Origin of the sequence: Rhodomicrobium sp. R_RK_3 (assembly GCF_002198715.1) — a bacterium.
Classification (GTDB): Bacteria; Pseudomonadota; Alphaproteobacteria; order Rhizobiales; family Rhodomicrobiaceae; genus R-RK-3.
In genome coordinates, this window is the sequence record NZ_MWLK01000030.1 from 117,665 (window position 1) to 140,252 (window position 22,588).

Below are 22,588 nucleotides of genomic sequence, written 5' to 3' on the forward strand. Positions count from 1 at the left end.
CAGCGAAGGACGCCAGATGAAAGCCTATGCCAAGAAGGATTTTCCGGTCGATCAGATCCGGCGCTTTCTCGAGCCCGGGCCTATCGTGCTGGTCAGCTCGGCCTTCAACGGCAAGACCAACATCATGACGATGGGCTGGCATATGGTGATGGGTTTCCAGCCCTCGCTGATCGGCTGCTACATCTGGAGTGAGAACCACAGCTTCGACCTCATCCGGCAGAGCCGGAGTTGCGTCATCAACATCCCCGAGGTGGAACTCGCCGCGAAGGTCGTCGGCATCGGCAACAGCTCGGGCCGCGACATCGACAAATTCGCCGAGTTCGGGCTGACGGCGCTCGCGTCGGAAAAGGTCGAGGCCCCGTTGATCGCAGAGTGCTATGCCAATTACGAATGCAAGCTCGCCGATGACAGCCTGATCGACAGCTACAGCCTGTTCGTCTGGGAGGTGGTGAAGGCGCATGTCCCCGCCGCGCCGAAATATCCCCGCACCATCCACTATCGCGGCGATGGCATGTTCATGATCTCGGGGCAGAACACCACGCGCTGGCGCAGCGGTTTCAAGCCGCAGAACCTGTAGGGTCGGTGCTGGGGCCTCTGCCCCAGGCTAGAACGACCATTCCCGCGCCTTGGCGACCATGAAATCGCGGAAGACTTCGATGCGCTTGGAGGATTTCATCTCTTCGGGATAGACGAAATAGGTCTCGAAATTGGGAAGGCCGTCTTCGCCGTCGAGCACGGCGACGAGCTTGGGGTCGTCGCGGGCGACGTAATCCGGCAGCACCGCGAGGCCGAGGCCCCGGCGGACGCCTTCCAGCAGGCCGATCACATTGTTGATCTGCACCCCGGCGATGCGCGCGGCCGAGCCGTTCTCGCGGCCGGCTGTCTCCAGCCAGTTGATGCGGCGCAGATGCGGCGGCGCCATGCCGCCATAGGTGAGAATGCGGTGGCGCTCCAGTTCGGCGATGGTCTTCGGCGTTCCGTGCTTTTTGACGTAGTCGGGTGATGCGTAGACGTGATTATGCACCACGAACAGCTTGCGCCGGATGAGGTCGTTCTGCGATGGCGGCTGGAAGCGGATCGCCACATCGGCCTCGCGCATGCCCAGATCCAGCTCCTCGTCATTGAGGATGAGCTGCACGCGGATGTCAGGGTAGAGATTCATGAACTCGCCGAGGCGCGGCGTCAGCCAGACGATACCGAGCGCCACCGTCGTGGTGATGCGCAGGTCGCCATTCGGCTTGCCGCGCGAATCCGAGAGCAGGATTTCCGCCGAGGCCAGCTTCATGAAGACGTCCTGCGCAGTGCGGTAGAGCAGGTCGCCCTGCTCGGTCAGGACCAGCCCGCGCGCATGGCGGTGGAACAGCGGCGCCCGCAGCTCCCGCTCCAGGGCGCTGACCTGGCGGCTGACAGCCGACTGGCTCATATTCAGCGTCTCACCCGCGTGGGTGAAACTGCCGGCCTCGGCCGCAGCGTGAAATATTCTGAGCTTATCCCAGTCCATGAAAAACGATTATGCTTGTTTAATTGCGAAATGACTACTCGGCAGCCTGCGCGTGCGCTGCGTGATGCGCGAGAAACTTCTCCGCCTCGAGCGCAGCCATGCAGCCCATCCCGGCAGCGGTGACCGCCTGGCGATAGGTTTCGTCGGCCACGTCGCCGGCCGCGAAGACACCGGGGACATTCGTCGCGGTCGAATGCGGCGCGATGAGGATGTAGCCGTTCGGTTTCATCGCCACCTGGCCCTTGAAGATCTCCGTCGCCGGCGTGTGGCCGATGGCGATGAAGATGGCGTCGGTCGGGTAGTCATAGACTTCGCCGGTCAGCAGGTTCTTCAGCCGCGCCGCCTTGACGCTGAGCGGGGCTTCGCTGCCCACCACCTCCTCGAGCGCGGTGTTCCAGATCACGTCGATCTTGTCGTGCTTGAACAGCCGGTCCTGCAGGATGCGCTCGGCGCGCAGCTCGCTGCGGCGGTGGATGAGGGTGACCTTCCTGGCGTGATTGGTGAGGAACAGCGCCTCCTCGACCGCCGTATTGCCGCCGCCGATCACCACCACGTCCTTCTCGCGGCAGAAGAAGCCGTCGCAGGTGGCGCACGCCGAGACGCCAAAGCCCTTGAACCGCTCCTCGCTCGCAAGGCCGAGCCAGCGCGCCTGGGCGCCGGTGGCGATCACGACCGAGTCGGCGCTGTATTCGGCGCCGCTATCGGCCTTCAGCTTAAACGGCCGGCGGCTGAAATCGACCGAGGCGATATGGTCGGAGACGATCTCGGTGCCGACATGCAGCGCCTGCGCGCGCATCTGCTCCATCAGCCATGGGCCCTGGATAACATCGGCAAAGCCGGGATAGTTTTCGACATCGGTGGTTATGGTGAGCTGTCCGCCGGGCTGGATGCCTTCGATGATCAGCGGCTTCAGCATGGCCCGGGCAGCGTAAATCGCGGCGGTGTAACCCGCCGGTCCCGAACCGATAATGATCAGCTTCTCGTGGCGTGCGCCCATAATTATTCCCGATTCCAACCCTTTTCCCGACCACAGAGGTAAGAAATGTCAGGCTTGCTGACAAGTCTTGCGTTTCATTGGCGCGACATTGTCGACCGGAAACGCCGCCAGCGGGCCAGAATCTCGGCCGCGACGCGCTCGGCGGACTGAAGCGGCTCATAGGTCCAGGTCGTCAGCCCGGAGGGGGGCGAAGGCAGCGGGCGGGTTGCGCCATGGGCCTCGAGAGTCGCGTGGAAGCGCCGGAATTTGGCGCGTCCGCCGGGCGGCGTGAAGATGTAGACGGGACGGCCGGTGGCGCAGGCCTCGCCTGCCATATTCACCGAATCCGCCGTGACGATGAGCAGATCGGCGTGGGCGAGGAAATTTGCGTAAGGATTTTCCCCAAGGCCGCGCCAGAGGATGCGTGGGGCGTGCTCGGTGGCGGCGTCGGCGGCCGCGAGCAGGGCGCCGGGGGTGCGGCGCGAGGGCGTGATGAGAAAACTCGCGCCCTGGCTGGCTATATGGGCCAGTTTTGCGGCGAAATCGGCGATGGTGGCGGCGTCGTAAGCATAGCCGGCGCCGGGTCCGCCGAGGAAGACCGCGACGCGCGGGGAGGGCAGGGCGGCGATATCGGGCGGAATGGTCTCGCGCAGCGCGTGGAGCGCCTGAGCGGTAAAGCGATGCGGCGGGGTGGGGGTCGCGATGACGTTCGGGCCGACGAGGCCGTCATGCGTGGGCGCCCAAATCAGATCGGCGCTGGAGAGACCGGCCCGAGGGGACTGGAACAGCACGGCAAAAGCGCCCGCGCGCTTCAACGCGCGGACGAAGGGCACGGTCTGGCGCCCGGCGCCGAGGACAATCTCAGGGAGAGGCTTGGCGAGCAGGGCCGTGAGCTGGCGCGGGTCGGCGGGGCCGAATGGGGCGAGATGCCGCCAGAGCGCTCGGGCCGCGACCGGCTTGACTTCCGAGGCCAGACCCAGCGTCTGGGCGATGCCCCGCGTGATCGCCAGGTGACCGGCGACGCCGTCCGAAATGATCCAGCCGCGCCGCCCGCGCAGGGCTTCGGCATTGGCGTCCGGCGCAACAATATCGATTGCCGTGGGGTTTTCGCTTTTCATTTCTTGCGCGAGGGTCGCCAGCATCTATGTTGGGGCAAAGCCGAGTCAGCAGAGTCACTCTCTAAACCCGCCCGGCCCGGAGGCCAAGCATGAACATCAGGCGCGAGGGGCCCGCATGGGCCACGCTCGACCGAATCGACTGGCAAATCCTCAAGGAATTGCAGGCCGACGGGCGGATGACCAATGTCGAACTGGCGAGCCGTGTCGGCATTTCGGCGCCGCCCTGTCTGCGCCGGGTGCGGGCGCTGGAAAAAGCCGGCTACATCCTTGGCTACCATGCCCGGCTGAACACCAAGCTGCTCGGTTTCGACATGGAGGCCTATGCCATGGTGCGGCTGAGCAGCCAGGCCGAGGCCGATCTGGTCGCCTTCGAAAAGCTGGCCCGTTCCTGGAGCTATGTCCGCGAATGCGCGATGCTTTCGGGGGATGTCGATTTCCTGTTGAAATGTGTGGCGCCGGATCTGGCGTCCTTCCAGAACTTCATCATCCGCGATCTGACCGCAGCGCCCAATGTCGACCACCTGCGCACGGCGTTCTCGATCCGGATTTCTAAGTTCGAGCCGGGCTTGCCGCTGGATTGACGGTTGCCGACCGGCGAGCGCTGCAGCGAGAGGAGATGCGGGCAGGCCCCGGCTCTTCGGCCGGGGCGACGGTGTGGAGGCGGCCGAAAATCAGCCGAACTTGACCTGCAGGATCTCGTAGCTCTTGTGGCCGCGCGGGGTCGACACTTCGACCACGTCGCCCGCCCGCTTACCGATCAGGGCGCGCGCGATCGGCGAGTTGATGGCGATCTTGCCGCCCTTCACGTCGGCCTCGAAATCGCCGACGATCTGATAGGCCAGCTCGTCGTCGGTGTCCTCGTCGACGATGCGCACCACGGCGCCGAATTTCACCGTGTCGCCGGACAGTTTCGACACGTCGATGATGTCGGCACGGGAAATCTTGTCTTCCAGGTCGGAGACGCGGGCCTCGTTCATGCCCTGCGCTTCCTTCGCCGCATGATATTCGGCGTTCTCAGAAAGATCCCCATGGGCACGCGCTTCGGCAATCGCCTTGATGATGCGAGGACGCTCAACTGTTTTTAATTGTTTAATTTCGGCTTCCAGCGCGGCGTAACCAGCTGCGGTCATCGGAACTTTTTCTAAGGACATTTCCCAAATTCTCCCTTGGCCCCAGAACCTCCCTAGGCCAACTTTTGCGTCAGACGATTAATTGAAACAAATTGGTGGCTAGTTGGCGATAGCGGATCGCTCTGCTGGACCACTCCGGCCGATATATTTTTGCAAAGGGGCCACTTCAAGTATCCCGGCCCGCATCGCAGAGATCGCCTTGGTGACAGCCAGCGCCCCTGAAATCGTCGTATAATAGGGGATGTGGTAGAGAAGCGCCGTGCGCCTTATCTCAGAACTGTCAGCCAGAGCCTTGGCCCCTTCCGTGGTGTTAAATACTAATGCAACTTCGCCATTCTTCATAGCGTCCACGATATTGGGCCGGCCTTCAAGAACTTTGTTGATGCGCTCACACGGAATTCCGTGAGCTTCGAGGTGGCGCTTGGTGCCTCTGGTTGCAAGGATCTTGAAGCCCATCGCCACCAATTCCCTGATCGATGGCATGATCCGGTCCTTATCCGTGTCCTTGACCGAAACGAACACCGTGCCGCTTGCCGGAACCTTACTGCCGCTCGCGATCTGGCTCTTGGCGAAGGCGAGCGCGTAATCCATGTCGATGCCCATGACCTCGCCGGTCGAGCGCATTTCCGGCCCGAGCACCGGATCGACTTCGGGGAAACGGGCGAAGGGGAAGACGGCTTCCTTCACCGCGATATGCTTGAACACCGGCTCCTTGAGGGCGAATTCGCGCAAGGGCTTGCCCGCCATCACCTGCGAGGCGATGCCGGCAACCGCGAGGCCGACGGTCTTCGCCACGAAAGGCACGGTGCGGCTGGCGCGCGGATTGACTTCCAGAATGTAGATTTCGCCGTCCTTGATGGCGAATTGCACATTCATCAGGCCGACGACCTTCAGCGCCAGCGCCAGCTTGGTGGTTTGCACCTTGATGGCGGCGATCAGCTCCGGCGAGAGCGAATAGGGCGGCAGCGAGCAGGCCGAATCGCCCGAATGCACGCCCGCTTCCTCGATATGCTCCATGATGCCGCAGATGAAGACATCCTTGCCATCGGCGATGGCGTCGACATCGACCTCGATGGCGTCGCGCAGATAGCTGTCGAACAGCAGCGCATTGCGGGCGAGCACGTCGTTGATCTGGGCAAGCGGGCGGCCCGGATGGCGGTTGCGCACATCCGGCGGGACGAAGGAGGCGAGCGTCGTCTCGATATAGTCCTTCAGCGCGATGCCGTCGTGGATGATGGCCATGGCGCGGCCGCCGAGCACGTAGGACGGGCGGATCACCAGCGGATAGCCGATCTCCTCGGCGATGAGCTGGGTCTGCTCGACACTGTGGGCGATGCCGTTGCGCGGCTGGCGCAGGCCGAGCCGTTCGATCAGCAGCTTGAAGCGGTCGCGGTCTTCGGCGAGGTCGATGGCGTCGGGCGAGGTGCCGAGGATCGGCACATTGGCGTCTTCGAGCGCCTGCGCCAGTTTCAGCGGCGTCTGGCCGCCGAACTGAACGATGACGCCCTTGACCTTGCCGCGCTTGCTCTCGACGCGGACGATCTCGAGCACATCCTCGGCGGTCAGCGGCTCGAAATAGAGCCGGTCGGAGGTGTCGTAATCGGTCGAGACGGTTTCCGGGTTGCAATTGACCATGATGGTTTCATAGCCGGCCTTCGACAGCGCAAAGGCGGCATGGCAGCAGCAATAGTCGAACTCGATGCCCTGGCCGATGCGGTTCGGCCCCGAGCCCAGAATGATGATTTTTTCGCGGTCGGTCGGATCTGCCTCGCAGGCGGCCTCGTCGTCGCTGCCGCTCTCATAGGTCGAATACATGTAGGGCGTCGGCGAGGCGAATTCGGCGGCGCAGGTGTCGATGCGCTTATAGACCGGGTGGACCCCCAGCGCATGGCGGCGGCGCGTCACCTCATCGGTGGAGAGGCCGGCGAGCGTCGCCAGGCGGGCATCGGAAAAGCCCTTGGCCTTCAGCGCGCGGAACTGCGTTTTGGTCTCCGGCAGGCCGTGGGCGCGGACGCGGTTCTCCCAGTCCACGATCTCCTGGATCTGGCTGACGAACCAATGGTCGATCTTGCAGGACATGTAGATCTGCTCGTGATCGACATTCAGCCGGAGCGCCTGCGCGACCTTCAAGATGCGATCGGGCGCCGGACGGCCCAGCGCCTCGCGCACGACATTCTTGTCGTCGCCCTGGCCGAGCCCCTCGAACTGCACGTCATCAAGGCCGGTCAGCTCGGTCTCCATCGAGCGCAGCGCCTTCTGCAGCGATTCCTGGAAGGTGCCGCCAAGGCCCAGCACTTCGCCGACCGATTTCATCGAGGTGGTCAGCGTCGAAATCGCGCCGGGGAACTTCTCGAAGGCAAAGCGCGGGATTTTCGTGACGACGTAATCGATGGTCGGCTCGAAGGAAGCCGGCGTCGCGCCCTGCGTGATGTCGTTCTCGAGTTCGTCGAGCGTATAGCCGACGGCGAGGCGCGCGGCGACCTTGGCGATCGGAAAGCCGGTCGCCTTCGATGCGAGAGCCGAGGAGCGCGAAACGCGCGGGTTCATCTCGATGACGACGAGCTGCCCGTCCACCGGATTGACGGCGAACTGCACGTTCGAGCCGCCGGTATCGACGCCGATCTCGCGCAGCACCGCGATCGAGGCGTTGCGCATCATCTGGTATTCTTTGTCGGTCAGCGTCAGCGCCGGAGCGACGGTGATCGAGTCGCCCGTATGCACGCCCATCGGGTCGATATTCTCGATGGAGCAGATGATGATGCAGTTATCCGCCTTGTCGCGGACGACCTCCATCTCATATTCCTTCCAGCCGAGCACCGATTCCTCGACCAGCACTTCGCGCGTCGGCGAGGCGTCGAGGCCCCGCTCGATGATGCGCAGATATTCCTCGCGATTATAGGCGACGCCGCCGCCGGTGCCGCCGAGCGTAAAGGACGGCCGGATGATGGCGGGCAGGCCGATGGTTTCCAGCCCCTTCAGGGCTTCGGTCAGATCGTGCGCCAGCATGGATTTCGGCGTGTCGAGGCCGATCTTGTGCATCGCCTCGCGGAAACGGTGGCGGTTCTCGGCCTTGTCGATGGCGTCCGCGCTGGCGCCGATCATCTCGACGTCGAGCCGCTTCAGCGTGCCATCCTTGAACAAAGCCAGCGCCGTGTTCAGCGCGGTCTGGCCGCCCATGGTCGGGAGCAGCGCCATCCGCTCGCCCGGATATTCGGCGCGCTCGCGCTCGATCACCTTGGCGACGATCTCCGGCGTGATCGGCTCGATATAGGTAGCGTCCGCCAGTTCCGGATCGGTCATGATCGTGGCGGGATTGGAATTCACCAGAATGATCCGATAACCCTCGGCCCGCAGCGCCTTGCAGGCCTGGGTGCCGGAATAGTCGAATTCACAAGCCTGGCCGATAACGATCGGCCCGGCTCCGATGATCAGAATGGAGTCGATGTCTGTACGTTTGGGCATAAATGAGCACTCGGTTCCGCGCGCTTATAAAGGAACTGGGGCGAGTTTCAACAAGGAGCTTTCCCGCAATCTAACAGGTTTGGGGCGGTCGGGGCGGCTAAACCGCTAAAGATTGTGCATCAGGTATGCAGGGGCGCGAATCGCCGGTCTATTCTTCTGAGGCGAATCTGAACCGCGGCTATTTGCCTTGACCGCTTTTCGAAAACTCGACATTGTGCCGCGATGATGACCCTAAGCCGTTCCGGCCGTGCCATTATCTGCATCATTATCGCGGGCTAACATAAGCTGGCGCGACCGTTCTGCTTTTCCCAAAATTGAACCGGACATCGCGCCTCGGCTAATTCGAGGAGGCGTTTCGTGCTGCCAAGACTCTACAATACGCGCACGCGGAAGAAGGAAGAGTTCCGTCCGCTCGACCCGAGCAATGTGCGCATGTATGTCTGCGGCCCGACCGTCTACGACTATGCCCATATCGGCAATGCACGCCCCGTCATCGTCTTCGACCTGCTGTACCGGCTGCTCCGCCACCTCTACGAGCCGGAGCATGTCCGCTATGTCCGCAACATCACCGATGTCGACGACAAGATTAACGCCCGCGCCTGCGAGCTTTATCCGGACCTGCCGCTCAACGAGGCCATCCGCAAGCTGACCGTCGAGACCACGGCGCAGTTCCACCGCGACGTCGCCGCGCTCGGCTGCCTGCCGCCGACGGATGAACCGCGCGCGACCGAATATATCGAGCAGATGCGGGCGATGATCGAGACCCTGGTCGAAAAGGGCTTTGCCTATGTCGGCGAGGAGCATGTGCTGTTCCACGTCGCGGCGATGCCGGATTACGGCCAGCTTGCCCGGCGCTCGCTCGACGAGATGCGGGCGGGCGCGCGCATCGAGGTCGCGCCCTATAAGCGCGATCCGATGGATTTCGTGCTGTGGAAGCCGTCGAAGGAAGGCGAGCCGTCCTGGCCGTCGCCTTCGGGCATTGCGAGCCCCGGCCGCCCCGGCTGGCACCTGGAATGCTCGGCGATGGCGGGCGCGCTGCTCGGCGACGTCTTCGACATCCATGGCGGCGGCATCGATCTGGTCTTCCCGCATCATGAGAACGAGGTGGCGCAGAGCCGCTGCGCCCATGGCACCGAGCTGATGGCCAATGTCTGGATGCATAACGGGCATTTGCAGGTCGAGGGCGAGAAGATGTCCAAGAGCGAGGGCAATTTCGTCACCATCAACGAACTGCTGAAGGACTGGGGTGGCTATGGCTGGCCGGGCGACGCCATCCGCTTCAACATGCTGCATACGCATTACCGCCAGCCGACCGACTGGACCTATGACAGCCTCGACAACGCGCATAAGACGCTGTGGGACTGGTACGGACATCTGGCCGATGTCGAGCCGAGCCGGAAGCTGCCCGACGCCTTCATCGAGCCGCTGCTCGACGATCTTAATACCCCCGGCGCGATTGCCGAGTTGCACAAGATGGCGCAGGAGCGGCGCTATGCGGACCTGCTGGCGAGCCTGCAATTCCTCGGGCTGACCGGCCGCCGTGACCGCCTCGGCCGTCTGCAGAACGGCGAGGCGCAGGCGCGGACGCTTGCGAGCGATGCTGAGATCCGCGCACTGATCGAGGCACGTATCGCCGCGCGCACGGAGAAAAACTGGGCCGAGGCCGACCGCATCCGCGATGAGCTCGTCGCCATGGGCGTGGTCATCAAGGATGCGAAGAACCCGAAGACGGGCGAGATCGAGACGAGCTGGGAGATCGCGCGGTGAGTCAGAAAAAAAAGCCCCCTCACCCGGCCGCTTCGCGTCCGCCCTCTCCCTCGAGGGGAGAGGGCTACGCTGAGCGAGAAGACACCGAGGCGGACAACGTCATGCTGGTAAGCAGCGGCGCCCGCTCGAAATGGGTCACGGCCCCTCCACACGGCACGGCTCAGCCCTCTCCCCTTGAGGGAGAGGGCGGGCGCCGAAGGCGACCGGGTGAGGGGGAGGCTGCGAGCGCAGCGTCTAGCGCCGCCAAATCCCGCCACCCAAACCGCGATACGGCCCGCCGTCTCCGCAAAACCATGACCGACGCCGAGCGCAAACTCTGGTCGCTCCTGCGCAGCCGTAAACTCGCCGGCTGCAAATTCCGCCGACAAGTTCCCATCGGCCCATACGTCGCGGACTTCCTCAGCCACGAATGCCACCTCATCGTCGAAACCGACGGAGGGCAGCACGCGCGCTCCCCGCACGCCCCCGACCGCGACGCCTGGTTCCGACATCACGGCTTCACGGTCGCCCGTTATTGGAAATCGGACGTCCTCGACAACCCGGACGGCGTCCTCGCGGATCTGACCGCGCGCGCCGCCACCGAACAGGAGGCACTCGCATGACCGAACTCATCATCGACCATACCGGCCTCAGCGTCGCCGACTTTCCCGCCATGCTCGCATTCTACGAGAAGGCGCTGGCGCCGCTCGGGGTGAAGGTCTTGATGCAGCTCGGCAAGGAGGAGACCGGCGATTTCGAGGGCGCCGGGCTCGGCCGCGAGAAGCCGATCCTGTGGATCGCGGGCGGTGGGCAGGCAAGCCCGCGCGTGCACATCGCCATCCGGGCGGACAACCGCGCTGGCGTGGATGCGTTCTACGCGGCGGCGATGGCGGCGGGCGGCACCGACAACGGCCCTCCCGGCCTTCGCAAGGACTACCATCCGAATTATTACGCCGCCTTCGTCCTCGACCCCGAAGGCCATAATCTCGAAGCGGTCTGCCATGCTGCCGAGGCTTAGATGATGGACGACGAGCGACATACGGGCGGCTGCCAATGCGGCGCGGTGCGCTACGCCTTTTCGGGCGAGCCCATCGATCCCCATATCTGCCATTGCCGCATGTGCCAGAAAGCCTTTGGCGGGCTGTTCGCCCCGCTGGCCGGCGTCACGCTGACCGCGCTCGAATGGACGCGCGGGCAGCCGGCGCTCTATCGCTCGTCCAACATCGCCGAGCGCGGCTTCTGCGCCGCCTGCGGCACGCCGCTGAGCTTCCGCTATCTCGATAGCGATATGATCAATGTCTCCATCGGCAGCCTCGACCATCCGGCGGAGGTGAAGCCCGGTCGGCAATATGGCATGGAAAGCCGGCTGCCCTGGATCGCCGAACTCGCCGGGCTGCCCGGCACAGTGACCGAAGACGACCTGCCCGCCGATTTGAACGCCAAGAAAGCGTCGGCGCAGCATCCAGACCACGATTGAGCGAACGGGACATGAGCAAAGAGCGTCTTTACCTATTCGACACCACGCTGCGCGACGGGGCGCAGGCCCAGGGCGTGACCTTTTCGCTCGATGACAAGCTGCTGGTGGCGCGCACGCTGGGCAAGCTCGGCCTCGACTATATCGAAGGCGGCTATCCCGGCGCCAACCCGACCGACACCGCCTTCTTCGCCGAAAAGCGCACCTTCTCCGGCGCCAGGCTAACCGCCTTCGGCATGACCAAGCGGGCCGGTCGTTCCGCCTCCAACGATCCCGGCTTTGGCGACATCCTGAAGGCCGAGGCGGATGCGGTCTGCCTCGTCGGCAAGAGTTCGGCCTATCATGTACAGGTCGCGCTCGGCGTCTCCAAGGAGGAGAATCTGGACTCGATCGCCGATTCCGTCCGCGCCGTCACGGCCGCCGGGCGCGAATCGCTCATCGACTGCGAGCATTTCTTCGACGGCTTCAAGGCTGACCCCGACTACGCTCTGGCTTGCGCCCGCACCGCTTATGAGGCCGGCGCGCGCTGGGTCGTGCTCTGCGACACCAATGGCGGCACGCTCCCGCACGAGATCGAAGCCATCATCGCCGAGGTCGCGCGCCATGTGCCGGGCGACCATCTCGGCATCCACAGCCATAACGATACCGAGAACGCCGTCGCCGTGACGCTGGCCGCCATCCGCGCGGGCGTCCGGCATGTGCAGGGCACGCTGAACGGCATCGGCGAGCGCTGCGGCAACGCCAACCTGACCTCGATCATCCCAACGCTGCTGCTCAAACCCGATTTTGCCGACCGCTTCGAAACCGGCATCACGCTGGAGCGGCTGAAATGGCTGACCCACGCCTCGCGCCTCCTGGACGAAGTGCTGAACCGCGCGCCGAACCGGGCGGCGGCCTATGTCGGCGAATCGGCCTTCGCGCATAAGGGCGGCATCCATGTTTCCGCCGTGCAGAAGGACACGCGCACCTATGAGCATGTGCCGCCGGAAGCGATCGGCAACAGCCGAAAGCTGCTGGTGTCCAACCAGGCGGGGCGCTCGAACATCGTCGCCGAGCTGGAGCGCATCGGCCTGAACCTGCGCCCCGACGATCCGCATATCGCGCAACTGCTTGAAGAGGTGAAGCGCCGCGAGTCCATCGGCTACGCCTATGAAGCCGCCGACGCCTCCTTCGAACTGCTTGCCCGGCGCGCGCTCGGCGAAGTGCCCGAATTCTTCCGCGTCGACAGTTTCCGCGTCATGGTCGAGCGCCGCCACAATGCGCTCGGCCAGCTCGTCACCATTTCCGAGGCGACGGTGAAGGTGCATGTCGCCGGCCAGATGGTCATGAATGTCGGGGAGGGGAATGGCCCCGTCCACGCGCTCGACCAGGCGCTCCGACGCGACCTCGGCAAGTACCAGGACTACATTCGCGGCATCGAGCTGGTGGACTACAAGGTGCGCATCCTCACCGGCGGCACCGACGCCGTGACGCGCGTGCTGATCGAAACCCTCGACCGCGACACCGGCGAACGCTGGTTCACGGTCGGCGTCTCGCCGAACATCGTCGATGCCTCTTTCGAGGCGCTGCTCGACTCGATTACCTATAAGCTTCTGAAAAACAAGGCCCCGGCGCCCGAAGCCCTGGCCGCTTGAAGAGGACGCCGCGCATGTCGTTTCGGATCTGGCTCTTCGTCGCGAGTGTATCGGCGCTGCTCGCGGTGGCGGCGGCGGCCTATGGCGCGCATGCGCTCCCCAGCCTGAACCTGCTGCCGAACGCGGTAAAATCCTACGACACCGCACAGAATCTCCACATGGTGCATTCGCTGGCGCTGTTCGGCATCGCGGTGACTTTCGCCGCCACGGAGACCCGCCGAAGCGCCTGGGCGTCCCTGTTGCTGCATGTCGCGGCCGCCGCCTTTCTCGTCGGCATCCTGCTCTTCTCCGGCGGCATCTATCAGCAGGTGCTGAATTCGGCGCAGAGCCTTCGCTCGCTCGTGCCCGTCGGCGGCGTGTCTTTCATGGTCGGCTGGGCCGCGCTGGCGCTGTCGGCCTTCGGCTTTCGGAGCGCCGTGCAAGACTGAAGCCGGCATGACTGCTTTTCTTGAGCCCCGTCTTTACCGCGCATAGCGCTCCGGGCTAGTCGAGGCCGACGGCTCGAACGGCTCCATGCCGGACATGGCCGGCCGCGATTCGCGAGCGACCTCATGTAATTGCATCCACAATTCCATAAACTCCGTCTGCGGACTCTTTTCCGCCACAGTTGCGCGCGGCTCGTCCGACAAGCAACATCGCTGCCGAATTATGGAACTTTTTAGCCATCTTAGCCTTGCGCGCCCTCCGCCAAATCACTCATAGTTTTGCTTAAAATAAAGTTAAGCGGCGCGGGGGCGGACCGACGTCGCGGACTTCAGATCGAGGGGGCCAATGCTGTCCGAACTTGCCTTTCGGGCACAGCTCGTGATTCGGGAGCAGCGCGAGCTGTTTGACTATTGGCGTGCCTGTGCCAAGGGCAGCGCCATGCCGTCACGTGCCAACATCAATCCGGCCGCGATCCCGGCGCTCCTGCCCGGGATCAGCATATTGGAGGCCGGCCGGCAGCCCGAGCAGGTGATCTATCGCCTGGCGGGTACGCGTCTGCGCGACATCTTCGGGCGTGAAGTGACGGGCAAATCCGTCTTCGACCTGGAGTTCGGCGAGAAGCGCAGCTATTGGCTGGCGGTCTACCGCAAGGTCATCGAGGAGCGGGTGCCGATGCAGGGCGCGATCAAGGGGCCGGTCGCCGACCGCGATCATGTCGTGCTGTTCTGGATGCGGCTGCCGCTCTCGGATGACAGCAATATCGTCAACAAGATCCTCTGCCATGACGTTACGCTGCCGGTCAGCATCGCCTATGAGCTGGATTCGGTCACGACCTCGAGGAAGAATGCGAGCTGAGCGTGGCCCTGCGGAGCCTGCCGGCGGAGATTCCGGCTGACGCGCGCGCCGGCTCGGCGGCTTTGAGCGCCGTGAGGCGGGCGCGTTCCGCTTTGAGCGCCTCGGCCAGCGCGATATGGCGATTGAGGTCGTAACTCCAGTGGCCGGCGCGGCCGCGCTGGCGCTCGGAGCGGAGCGACTTGCGCAGCAAGGCGGCGATCTTGAGCGTGCCCGCCGCCGACATGTCGCGCAATTCGGACGGCCACAGGCCGATCAGCTTGGGCAGTTGCGTCTCGCGGTCATAGGCGGGGCGCGGCTTGCGTTTGGCGGGTGAGGGGATGCGAAGGCTGGGGCTGCTGCGGAAGAACGTCATGAACTGCTCCGTCCAGAAGGGGAAACGGAGCCTGTCACGGCTCTGAGAGGCGGGGATAAGTCCGGCGCGGCTTTCAGCCGCCAGCCTTAAAAATACTTTATCGCCATGATGATGCGGGCCGCCCAGAGGATGCTCTGGTCGTATTGCACTTCGCCGCCATTCTCATAGGGCACCAGCGTCCAGCCGCTGGCGCGGCCGCGAATCATGCGGCGCAGGAGGATCGGGCCGTCGGCGACGGCGACCAGGCAGTCGACGCCATGCGCATTGTCGACATCCTCGTCGCGGAAGCGGTTGGCGATCAGCACCGTGCCGGCCTCGAAATAGCCGACGGTCGCGTCGAGCCGCGCCGCGATCGGATTGTCGGCGGGCACTTCGAGATGAATATTGGTCTGGCCGTTCTGCACGCGGTTGACCCGGCCCTGCTCGCCGATGCGGCCGATGAGCTGGATCTCCCGGCTCGAGCGCGCGCCGATGAGATCGGCCGGCTCGACGAGAAGCGCACGCGCGATCTTTTCAAGCCAGTCGGTCGAAACCGTCATATTCGCCGTCTCCAGCCGCTGCACGGTCTGGGGCGTCGTTTTGATCTTGTCGGCGAGCTCCTTGAGCGTCATGCCCCGAAGCTTCCGAAACTCTCTTATTCTGGTTTGCATCTCGCGTACTCTTACTGTTTTTTCACTGTAGACGAGATATTTTGCGAATGTTTTATCCCCGCAGTTCACTTTCGCCGTAAATTTTAACGACAGACGCGCAGACTTGGCTGCATGTCCGCCGCCTCGGCGACAGATTTAGTGAGCTAAAACATTGGGGAGAGTGGACTTGGTCGACGTTCCTACTTTCACGCAAAGTCCCGCTTTGCCGGGGGCATGGTATGCGGGTTCATGCCAGCCATCAATATCTAGTAGCCATATCCATCGTTTAGTCGAGCATTGCGTGCTATCGGTGTTTCGCATTTCTGCCCTTGCGCTGCGCTCGCGCGACCGCGCCGCATCGGTGGCGCTCGCCCGGCAGACCGCCATGTATCTGGCCCATGTCGCATTCGGACTCTCATTGACGGAAGTCGGCCGCCTCTTCTGCCGGGACCGCACCACGGTGGCGCATGGCTGCATGGTCATCGAAGGCTTGCGCGACGATCCGGAAATAGACCGGGCGCTCGCCCTGATGGAGCGCGCCGTCGCGCCGCCAAGAACCGGCTCCCCCATGAGCAATGCCTAATGCCCTGCGTATACTCAGTTCACATGGTATGAAATAAATTATGAATGATAACAAACAATTGCTGATATTTAGACGATTGGCGAAAAAGTATACTCATCTCGCACCTGTGAAGACCGCCGAAATCGGCGATGCGCGGGCCTGTGCATACAGGATATCCCCGGAGGATGAGCAGGGCGGCAGGCTCGCGGTGTCTTGGGACGAGTTGCGGGTTTGGCTGGCGGACGGGTTGTTGGAGGCCTGCGAGGCGGGCTACCGGCTGACCCCGGAGGGCGTCGCCTGGCTGAAGCGGCGGCTGTCCACTGCCCAGGAATTCCAGTCGCAGCATCAGGCGCGCGCGGTCCGGGTCATCGATTTCGAAGGGGCGAAACGCCCGGCGATGGTCAACGAGGCCGAGAGCCCGCTGGCATGGCTCGCCAGCCGCAAGGACAAGAGCGGTGCGCCCTTGCTGGCGGCGTTTCAGTTCGAGGCCGGAGAAAGGCTGCGTGCCGACTATCAGTTCGCGGGGCTGACCGCGCGCGTGACCGCGAGCTGGAATCCCGCCGCGAGCGGCGCCGGCCGGTCATCGGCGAACGACATGGCGGCCTTGCAGGACAATGTCATGGCGGCGCGGCAGCGCGTGGTGCGGGCGCTGGCGGCGGTCGGGCCGGAATTGTGCGGCGTGCTGGTCGATGTCTGCTGCCACCTGAAGGGTCTGGAGCAAGCCGAGAAGACGGAGGGCTGGCCGCAGCGATCGGGCAAGATCATCCTGCAGATCGCCCTGACGCGGCTCGCCCGGCATTACGGCCTCGTCGGCGAGGGGCAGCTTTCGGCCGGCCTCGCACGCCGCCTCCAGCATTGGGGCGCGGAGGATTACCGCCCTAAGCTCAGCGGCGAAGCAGGATGAGACGCGGCAGCCATTGAGCTGATGCGGACCGGACGGATGACGCCGCGATCACTCGCCTGCCGGATCCCCCTCGCGTCAAATGCTGCTTGAGCGCGAGGCGAAGTTGAAGGACTTCACCAGGAGCGGCGGGGCGGCGAGGGCCCCAACGCCCATATCGCCGCCATTGATGCGCTCGGTCGGGCCGATGGCGTCGATATTGCCGAGCATGGCGATCAGGCTCTCGTTGAAGCGGAAATTGCGCGCCGGGCCGGCGATACGCCCGTTCTCGATCAGGAAATTGCCGTCACGGGTGAGGCCGGTGATCAGCAGCGAGCGCGGATCGAGCATATTGGCGTACCAGATGCGCGTGACCAGCACGCCGCGCTTGGTGGCGCGGATCATCTCGTCGACGCCGGTCGGACCGCCCGCCATCACCATGCCGCCGGGCGCCGGGCGCGGCTCGCGCCCGGTCTTGGCGGCCCAGAAGCGCGCGCAGAACATGGTGCGGATGGCGCCGTCCTCAACCCAGGCCGTGGGCCGGTTCGGCAGCCCCTCGCGGCCGAATGTCCCGACCGGCGCGAGCGGGTCGGCCGGGCTGGAGGTCAGGGTCACGCGGCGGTCGAGCAGGTGCTCGCCGAGGCGCGTGGCGCCGCCCTTGCCGCTCAGCCAGCTCCGGCCCTCGTCCGCCTCGCGCGCGTCGAACGACCAGAGCAGGAAGCCGAGCAGCTCGCCGACGGCGGCGGGTTCGAGGATGACCGTGTATTGGCCGGGATCGAGGTCGAAAGGCTCGCCCGCATGGGCGGCCTTGCCGATGGCGCGGCGGGCGATGCGGTCGGGCGCGAGCTCGTCGATGCGATGTTGCGAACCGCCGGCCCAGCCGGACCAGCTTCCATCCTTGCGGCGCGCGCTGACGGTGAGGTCGGCGACGGTGCCCCGGTCGTAGGCGAACAGCCCGGCGCTCGTCGCCATGGCGCTGAACGATGCGCCCGCCTCGACAAAGCCTGCCGCGTCGACCCCCGCCTCCTGAGCCCCGGCGATCGCGACATGGGCGGCGTCGGCGAGGCGGCCGGCCCGGGCGCCCGCTGTCGCCGCGTCGAAGGCGATGCCCTCGGCGTAGCTCTGCGGGCCGAGCGGCGGCATGTGCTCGGGGTCGGCGGGCGTGCGGCGGGCGATCTCCTCGGAGCGGCGCTGCGCTTCCTCCAGCGCGGCCTCGTCCAGCGAGGAGACCGATGCGCCGCCCGATTGCTGGCCGAATTGCGAGATGATGGTGACGTCGACGGTGCTGCGCGCGCCGTTCGAGGTCGCGCTATTGCGGGCGAAGCGCAGATTGACCTTCTCGCGGCCGTCGACAAGCACGATGCAGCCATCGGCGCGGGAGGCGGCGAGCCGCCGGTCGGTCAGATCCTTGATCTCATAGGGGGAGAGCAGCATGGTCACGCATCCTCCCGCTCGGTGTTCAGCACGGTGATGCCGCGGAAGCGCGCGGCGGGCGCGCCATGCGAGACCGGCGCGAGCTGCATCGGCTGGCCCTTGCCGCAGAAGAAGCTGCCGCCGAGGACATAGGTTGAACTGTCTCCGAGCCCGTCCATCGCATTCCAGAAGCTGACCGTGCGGCTCTGATAAGCGACGTCGCGCAGCATCGGACCGAGCTTGCCGCCCTTGATCTCGTAAAAGAGCTGGCCGCTGAACTGGAAATTGTCGCGCTGCTGGTCGATGCTCCAGCTTCCCGCGCCCTTGATGTAGATGCCGCGCTCGATACCGCCGATCAGGTCGTCGATCGAAGTTTTCTGCGGGTTGGGCTGCAACGAAATGTTCGGCATGCGCTGGATCGGGAAGGCGGCAGGGCTGTCGCAATAGGCGCAGCCGTTGGAGGCGTCGCGGCCGATATATTGCGCCTGCCCCATCGCCATCTGATAGTTCTTGAAGACGCCGTTCTCGACGATGGGGAATTCCTGCCCCGCCGTGCGTGCCCCGTCATCGTCGAAGCCGACGGTGGCGAGGCCGCCCTCCTGCGAGCGGTCGGCGATCACGGTCATCAGCGGCGAGCCGATCTGCAGCTTGCCGAGCTTGTCCGGCGTGATGAAAGATGTGCCGGCGAAATCCGCCTCCCAGCCCAGCGCCCGGTCGAGCTCGGTCGAATGGCCGATGGATTCATGGATGGTCAGGAAGAGATTGGTCGGGTCGATGACCAGATCGTAGGCGCCCGGCGCGACGCTTTTCGCCGCCAGCTTCTCGCGCACTTCGGCGCCGGCCAGCGCCGCCTCGGCGACGAGGTCGCAGCTCTCGACATAGTCCCAGCCGGCGCCGCGCGGTGCGGCAAGGCTGTCGCGGGTCACGAACTTGCCGGTGTCCTTGTTGGTCGCGGTGGCGGTGAAGCCGGGCGAGGTGCGCAGCCGGTTCTGGAAGATGGCGCTGCCGCGCGTGCTGGCGAAGAAGCGCTGCTCGCGCACGGTGTGCAGCGTCGCGCTGCAGAAATCGGCGCCGCTCCGCATCGCGGCGGCGTTGACGGCAAGGAGATGCGCCGCCTTCACATCGGTCGCGATTTGCAGCGGATCGGTTTTCAGCGGCATGATCCAGTCTTCGCGATAGGCGGGCAGGTCCTCGATCACGATCGGCGCGCCCTGGATGCGGGCGCTGGCGCGGGCATTCTCGACCGCGCGGGCGACCATCCGCTCGACCTCGGCCTCGGCGAGCGTGCTGCTGCCGGCGAAGCCCCAGCTTCCGTTCATCAGCACCCGGACGCCGAAGCCGACTTCCAGCGCATATTGCACGGCCTGCAGCTTATCCTCGCGGGCATAGAAGAATTCGGTCTGATTGCAGCCGACCCGGATATCCGCATAGCCCGCCCCGGCGATGCGGGCGAGCCGCAAGGCGGTGTCGGCGAGCTCGGTGCAGGCGGCGCGGTCGAAGCCGGCGGCGAGGTCGGCGGCCTGATGCGGGCTGGTGAGACGATGGGTGGCGCGAAGCGCGGGGCGCGTCCCGCACTGATGCTGCAAATGCATGATGACCCCCGATGGGATGAGGCGCAATCCGGCAGGGTAGCACGAGACAGAGCCGATGCCGAGAGAGGCAGGCCGGAGGGGAAATCAGGTCGGGCGCGGCGGGGCCGGGCAGTCGCCCTAAGCCGCCCCCGAGCGCACGGATACCGCCAGCAAGGCGGCGAACTGGTCCGGCGGCAGTGCCCGGCTGAAATAATGGCCTTGCCCCTCGTCGCAATGATGCGCGGCCAGGAAGGCGACCTCCTCCTTCGTCTCCACCCCTTCCGCGATCACCTTGAGGTGCAGGCCGCGCGCCATCTCGATCACCGCGGCGACAATCGCCGTGTTGTCGCCGGCGGTACTGATCTGGCGGACGAAGGACTGGTCGATCTTGAGCGCGTCGACAGGAAACTTGCGCAGATAGCTGAGGCTGGAATAGCCGGTGCCGAAATCGTCCACCGTCACCCTGATGCCGCGCTTGCGCAGCATTTGCAGGATCGCCACGGCAACATCCGCCCGTTTCATCAGCACGCTCTCGGTCAGTTCCAACTCGAGCGAGCGGGGATCGAGGCCGGTTTTCGCCAGCACGTCAAACACGCCTTCCAGAAAATTGGGATCCTCGAATTCCATCGCCGAGACGTTGACGGCCATCATCGTCGGCGGCAGGCCGGCATCGAGCCACGCCTTGGCCTGCGAGCACGCCTCGCGCAGGATCCAGGCCCCGATCTGCTGGATCAGGCCGCAATCCTCGGCGACCGGGATGAATTGCGCCGGCGGCACCGCGCCGCGCGTCGGGTGGTTCCAGCGGATCAGCGCCTCGGCGCCGGTCACCAGCCCGGTCGTCAGATTGAATTTCGGCTGGTAGTCCACGGAGAATTCATTGCGCTCTAGGGCCCGCCGCAGGCCCTCCTGCATGGATTGCCGTTCCACCGCCTGCACGTTCATCACCGGCTTGAAAAAACAGTAGGACTTGCGCCCGCTTTCCTTGGCCCGGTACATGGCGGTGTCGGCGTTCTTGATCAGCGCTTCGGCGTCCTGACCGTCATCGGGATAGATGCTGATGCCGATGCTGGTGGTCACGTGCAGGTCGTGCTGGTCGTCGATCGAATGAGACTTGGACACGGCCACCAGCATCCGCTTCGCGGTTTGGGTGATGGTCTCCAATTGCTTCACTTCGGGCAGGAGCACGACGAACTCGTCGCCGCCCTGCCGGCTGACCGTGTCCGAGCTGCGAACGCATCCGATCAGCCGGTTGGCCACGGATTGCAGCAGCTTGTCGCCCATCGGATGGCCGAGGCTGTCGTTGATATGCTTGAAGCCGTCGAGATCGAGGAACAGCACGGCGACGTGATTCATATGGCGCGGGGCGAGGGCGATGGCCTGCTTGATGCGGTCGTTCAGCAGCATCCGGTTGGGCAGTCCGGTCAGGAAATCATGCTCGGCCGAATGGGCGATCTGGAGGGCCATGGCGCGGGAGGCGGTGACATCGCGGAACACCATCACGGCGCCGGTCGGGTTGCCGTCGCGGTCATGGATGGGGGCAACCGAATCCTCGATGGGAATATCCTGCCCGTCGCGGCGGATGAGGATGCAATTGGCCGGCAGATGCGCGTTGTGGTTCAGCCGCACCGCCATCTCCATCGGATCGGCGATGGTCTCACGCCCGGAGCCCTCGATGATCTTCAGCACCTCGCCCATCGGCCGGCCGGCGGCCTCCTGCCAGCTCCAGCCGCTCATCCGCTCCGCGACGGCGTTGAGATAGGTGAGGTTGCCGGAAATGTCGGTGCAGGCGACGGCGTCGCCGATGCTGGCGAGCGTGACCTCGGCGCGCTCCTTTTCCGCGAACAGCGCCTCCTCGGCGCGGTGGCGCTCGGCATTGTCGCGCAACACCCGCCAGCCGGCGCCGGCCGTGATCAGCAGGCCGAGACCGGTGCCGAGGCCGAGCACGATGTTCGACCACAGCGAATGTCGCCGCGCATCGGCGGTTCGCAGCGCCAAGAGCCGCAATTCTTCGCCCCGGAACTGGTCGAGCGCATCCTGATAGGCCGCCGAGACCTGCCGTGTCGGTCCCGTCCGGACGGATTCCATGGCGGCGTCGATCCCGCTTTCATTGCGCAGCGCAATGATCGATTTTCCCCGTTCTATTCTCGAGGACGACAATTGCTGGAGCAGCGGCAGCCTCGATTGCTGAAGCGGGTTGTCCTTGGTCAGGTTGCCGATGATGGGCATGAGCCGGCGAATATTGACGTCGGCGGCACGGTAGGCGTCGAGATCGATATCCTCGCCGGTGATGACGAAGCGGCGCACGCTCGATGAGATCGCCTCCATGCTGAAGGACAAATCCTGCAGTCTCGCCAGGACTTCCTGCGTGTGCTGCACCCAGCGGTCGCTGGCATGGGAAGCGATCGTGCTGCGATAGGAAAGCGCGCCCACGACCAGCAGCATTATCATGGCCGCGCCGAAGGCGAGTTGCACGGTCCGGTCGGGACGGGCTGCGCTCATGGCGCTGCCGGCAGGGCGGCCGAGGCTACCCGGCGCGTCTGCCAATAGGCGTCTGCGCTGCGGTCATGATGCGGGCGCGGGGCGGTGGCCGAAGCATAACTCATGGCGTCTCCTCAGGAGACCAGCCAAGTCGGCCCCTGTGATAACATGTTAACCGCACAGCTTATACCGCGCCGGGTTAATAAGGTGTAAGCAGGATTTATTGCGCGTAATGCGTGTGGGCGCGGGGTGGGATTGCCTCAGGCGGCCGGCGCGATGGTGAGGCCCTGGACCCGATGCCGCCCGATCAGCCGCACGTTCCGGACGCTTTCGCCCTCGACGAATCCGGCCAGGAACGCCGCTCCGCTCTCCTGTGGAGGC

At 64.8% G+C, this 22,588-nt stretch carries 20 protein-coding genes and 1 pseudogene; 11 read left to right on the plus strand and 10 right to left on the minus strand.

What is annotated here, in order from left to right:
- Positions 1–16: 16 nt before the first annotated feature.
- Positions 17–577 carry a flavin reductase family protein gene (locus tag BLEFHOIH_RS16825; protein ID WP_088347185.1) on the plus strand — a complete coding sequence of 187 codons (561 nt, stop codon included), beginning with the start codon at positions 17–19 and terminating at the stop codon, positions 575–577.
- Positions 578–604: 27 nt separating this feature from the next.
- On the opposite strand, the gene BLEFHOIH_RS16830 is transcribed toward BLEFHOIH_RS16825, so the two are convergent.
- The 3 genes from BLEFHOIH_RS16830 to BLEFHOIH_RS16840 form a co-directional block, all read right to left on the minus strand.
- A complete protein-coding gene (locus BLEFHOIH_RS16830) occupies positions 605–1,501 on the minus strand; it encodes a LysR family transcriptional regulator (RefSeq protein ID WP_088347186.1) in 897 nt (298 codons plus the stop codon).
- 34 nt (positions 1,502–1,535) lie between these two features.
- Positions 1,536–2,498, minus strand: coding sequence for a thioredoxin-disulfide reductase (gene trxB, locus BLEFHOIH_RS16835; protein ID WP_088347187.1), 963 nt, complete (start codon positions 2,496–2,498; stop codon positions 1,536–1,538).
- Between the two features lie 74 nt (positions 2,499–2,572).
- Positions 2,573–3,595, minus strand: a complete 1,023-nt coding sequence (locus tag BLEFHOIH_RS16840; RefSeq protein WP_170937209.1) for a mitochondrial fission ELM1 family protein — start codon at positions 3,593–3,595, stop codon at positions 2,573–2,575.
- 89 nt (positions 3,596–3,684) lie between these two features.
- Here BLEFHOIH_RS16840 and BLEFHOIH_RS16845 point away from each other — a divergent pair, with 89 nt between their 5' ends.
- Entirely contained in the window at positions 3,685–4,176 is a 492-nt protein-coding gene (locus BLEFHOIH_RS16845; protein ID WP_088347189.1) for an Lrp/AsnC family transcriptional regulator, read from the plus strand.
- Positions 4,177–4,266: 90 nt separating this feature from the next.
- On the opposite strand, the gene greA is transcribed toward BLEFHOIH_RS16845, so the two are convergent.
- Entirely contained in the window at positions 4,267–4,746 is a 480-nt protein-coding gene (gene greA / locus BLEFHOIH_RS16850; RefSeq protein WP_088347190.1) for a transcription elongation factor GreA, read from the minus strand.
- A 78-nt stretch (positions 4,747–4,824) separates the two neighbouring features.
- On the minus strand, positions 4,825–8,187 hold the full coding sequence (gene carB / locus BLEFHOIH_RS16855; protein ID WP_088347191.1) for a carbamoyl-phosphate synthase large subunit: 3,363 nt from the start codon (positions 8,185–8,187) through the stop codon (positions 4,825–4,827).
- A 357-nt stretch (positions 8,188–8,544) separates the two neighbouring features.
- On the opposite strand from carB, the gene cysS reads away from it, so the two are divergent.
- The 7 genes from cysS (at position 8,545) to BLEFHOIH_RS16890 (ending at position 14,322) form a co-directional block, all read left to right on the plus strand.
- Complete coding sequence (gene cysS / locus BLEFHOIH_RS16860; protein WP_088347192.1) at positions 8,545–9,954, plus strand: cysteine--tRNA ligase; 1,410 nt, start codon at positions 8,545–8,547, stop codon at positions 9,952–9,954.
- A gap of 293 nt (positions 9,955–10,247) precedes the next feature.
- Entirely contained in the window at positions 10,248–10,556 is a 309-nt protein-coding gene (locus BLEFHOIH_RS27320) for an endonuclease domain-containing protein (RefSeq protein ID WP_245297054.1), read from the plus strand.
- Positions 10,557–10,564: 8 nt separating this feature from the next.
- On the plus strand, positions 10,565–10,951 hold the full coding sequence (locus BLEFHOIH_RS16870) for a VOC family protein (protein ID WP_088347358.1): 387 nt from the start codon (positions 10,565–10,567) through the stop codon (positions 10,949–10,951).
- A 3-nt stretch (positions 10,952–10,954) separates the two neighbouring features.
- Complete coding sequence (locus tag BLEFHOIH_RS16875; RefSeq protein ID WP_088347359.1) at positions 10,955–11,410, plus strand: GFA family protein; 456 nt, start codon at positions 10,955–10,957, stop codon at positions 11,408–11,410.
- A gap of 11 nt (positions 11,411–11,421) precedes the next feature.
- A complete protein-coding gene (gene cimA / locus BLEFHOIH_RS16880; protein ID WP_088347194.1) occupies positions 11,422–13,041 on the plus strand; it encodes a citramalate synthase in 1,620 nt (539 codons plus the stop codon).
- Positions 13,042–13,055: 14 nt separating this feature from the next.
- Entirely contained in the window at positions 13,056–13,469 is a 414-nt protein-coding gene (locus tag BLEFHOIH_RS16885) for a DUF423 domain-containing protein (protein ID WP_088347195.1), read from the plus strand.
- A 343-nt stretch (positions 13,470–13,812) separates the two neighbouring features.
- Positions 13,813–14,322 (plus strand): PAS domain-containing protein, encoded by a 510-nt coding sequence (locus BLEFHOIH_RS16890; RefSeq protein ID WP_088347196.1) that lies wholly within the window; start codon positions 13,813–13,815, stop codon positions 14,320–14,322.
- Between the two features lie 94 nt (positions 14,323–14,416).
- Here BLEFHOIH_RS16890 and BLEFHOIH_RS27035 read toward each other — a convergent pair.
- A pseudogene (locus BLEFHOIH_RS27035) lies at positions 14,417–14,674 on the minus strand (hypothetical protein); the annotation flags it as partial.
- Between the two features lie 86 nt (positions 14,675–14,760).
- Positions 14,761–15,324: a helix-turn-helix transcriptional regulator gene (locus BLEFHOIH_RS16900; protein ID WP_088347197.1), complete on the minus strand. Its 564-nt coding sequence runs from the start codon at positions 15,322–15,324 to the stop codon at positions 14,761–14,763.
- 280 nt (positions 15,325–15,604) lie between these two features.
- On the opposite strand from BLEFHOIH_RS16900, the gene BLEFHOIH_RS16905 reads away from it, so the two are divergent.
- Positions 15,605–15,886, plus strand: coding sequence for a helix-turn-helix domain-containing protein (locus BLEFHOIH_RS16905; protein WP_280950364.1), 282 nt, complete (start codon positions 15,605–15,607; stop codon positions 15,884–15,886).
- Between the two features lie 106 nt (positions 15,887–15,992).
- The gene (locus BLEFHOIH_RS16910; RefSeq protein ID WP_088347198.1) at positions 15,993–16,769 is read left to right on the plus strand and encodes a DUF6456 domain-containing protein; all 777 of its coding nucleotides are present in this window, start codon (positions 15,993–15,995) and stop codon (positions 16,767–16,769) included.
- A 75-nt stretch (positions 16,770–16,844) separates the two neighbouring features.
- Here the strand turns inward: BLEFHOIH_RS16910 and BLEFHOIH_RS16915 are convergent, their stop codons facing one another.
- From BLEFHOIH_RS16915 to BLEFHOIH_RS16925, 3 genes are all read right to left on the minus strand, one after another.
- Positions 16,845–18,179 carry a metallopeptidase TldD-related protein gene (locus tag BLEFHOIH_RS16915; protein WP_088347199.1) on the minus strand — a complete coding sequence of 445 codons (1,335 nt, stop codon included), beginning with the start codon at positions 18,177–18,179 and terminating at the stop codon, positions 16,845–16,847.
- Between the two features lie 2 nt (positions 18,180–18,181).
- Positions 18,182–19,750, minus strand: coding sequence for a TldD/PmbA family protein (locus BLEFHOIH_RS16920; RefSeq protein WP_088347200.1), 1,569 nt, complete (start codon positions 19,748–19,750; stop codon positions 18,182–18,184).
- Positions 19,751–19,867: 117 nt separating this feature from the next.
- Positions 19,868–22,228, minus strand: coding sequence for an EAL domain-containing protein (locus BLEFHOIH_RS16925; RefSeq protein WP_088347201.1), 2,361 nt, complete (start codon positions 22,226–22,228; stop codon positions 19,868–19,870).
- Positions 22,229–22,588: the final 360 nt, after the last annotated feature.

What these genes read in the sequence shown, in the direction of transcription:
- BLEFHOIH_RS16825 (WP_088347185.1), top strand. Translation starts at nt 17, where the DNA reads ATGAAAGCCTATGCCAAGAAGGATTTTCCGGTCGATCAGATCCGGCGC.
- BLEFHOIH_RS16830 (WP_088347186.1), bottom strand. Translation starts at nt 1,501, where the DNA reads ATGGACTGGGATAAGCTCAGAATATTTCACGCTGCGGCCGAGGCCGGC.
- trxB (WP_088347187.1), bottom strand. Translation starts at nt 2,498, where the DNA reads ATGGGCGCACGCCACGAGAAGCTGATCATTATCGGTTCGGGACCGGCG.
- BLEFHOIH_RS16840 (WP_170937209.1), bottom strand. Translation starts at nt 3,595, where the DNA reads ATGAAAAGCGAAAACCCCACGGCAATCGATATTGTTGCGCCGGACGCC.
- BLEFHOIH_RS16845 (WP_088347189.1), top strand. Translation starts at nt 3,685, where the DNA reads ATGAACATCAGGCGCGAGGGGCCCGCATGGGCCACGCTCGACCGAATC.
- greA (WP_088347190.1), bottom strand. Translation starts at nt 4,746, where the DNA reads ATGTCCTTAGAAAAAGTTCCGATGACCGCAGCTGGTTACGCCGCGCTG.
- carB (WP_088347191.1), bottom strand. Translation starts at nt 8,187, where the DNA reads ATGCCCAAACGTACAGACATCGACTCCATTCTGATCATCGGAGCCGGG.
- BLEFHOIH_RS27320 (WP_245297054.1), top strand. Translation starts at nt 10,248, where the DNA reads ATGACCGACGCCGAGCGCAAACTCTGGTCGCTCCTGCGCAGCCGTAAA.
- BLEFHOIH_RS16875 (WP_088347359.1), top strand. Translation starts at nt 10,955, where the DNA reads ATGGACGACGAGCGACATACGGGCGGCTGCCAATGCGGCGCGGTGCGC.
- cimA (WP_088347194.1), top strand. Translation starts at nt 11,422, where the DNA reads ATGAGCAAAGAGCGTCTTTACCTATTCGACACCACGCTGCGCGACGGG.
- BLEFHOIH_RS16885 (WP_088347195.1), top strand. Translation starts at nt 13,056, where the DNA reads ATGTCGTTTCGGATCTGGCTCTTCGTCGCGAGTGTATCGGCGCTGCTC.
- BLEFHOIH_RS16890 (WP_088347196.1), top strand. Translation starts at nt 13,813, where the DNA reads ATGCTGTCCGAACTTGCCTTTCGGGCACAGCTCGTGATTCGGGAGCAG.
- BLEFHOIH_RS16900 (WP_088347197.1), bottom strand. Translation starts at nt 15,324, where the DNA reads ATGCAAACCAGAATAAGAGAGTTTCGGAAGCTTCGGGGCATGACGCTC.
- BLEFHOIH_RS16915 (WP_088347199.1), bottom strand. Translation starts at nt 18,179, where the DNA reads ATGCTGCTCTCCCCCTATGAGATCAAGGATCTGACCGACCGGCGGCTC.
- BLEFHOIH_RS16920 (WP_088347200.1), bottom strand. Translation starts at nt 19,750, where the DNA reads ATGCATTTGCAGCATCAGTGCGGGACGCGCCCCGCGCTTCGCGCCACC.
- BLEFHOIH_RS16925 (WP_088347201.1), bottom strand. Translation starts at nt 22,228, where the DNA reads ATGAGCGCAGCCCGTCCCGACCGGACCGTGCAACTCGCCTTCGGCGCG.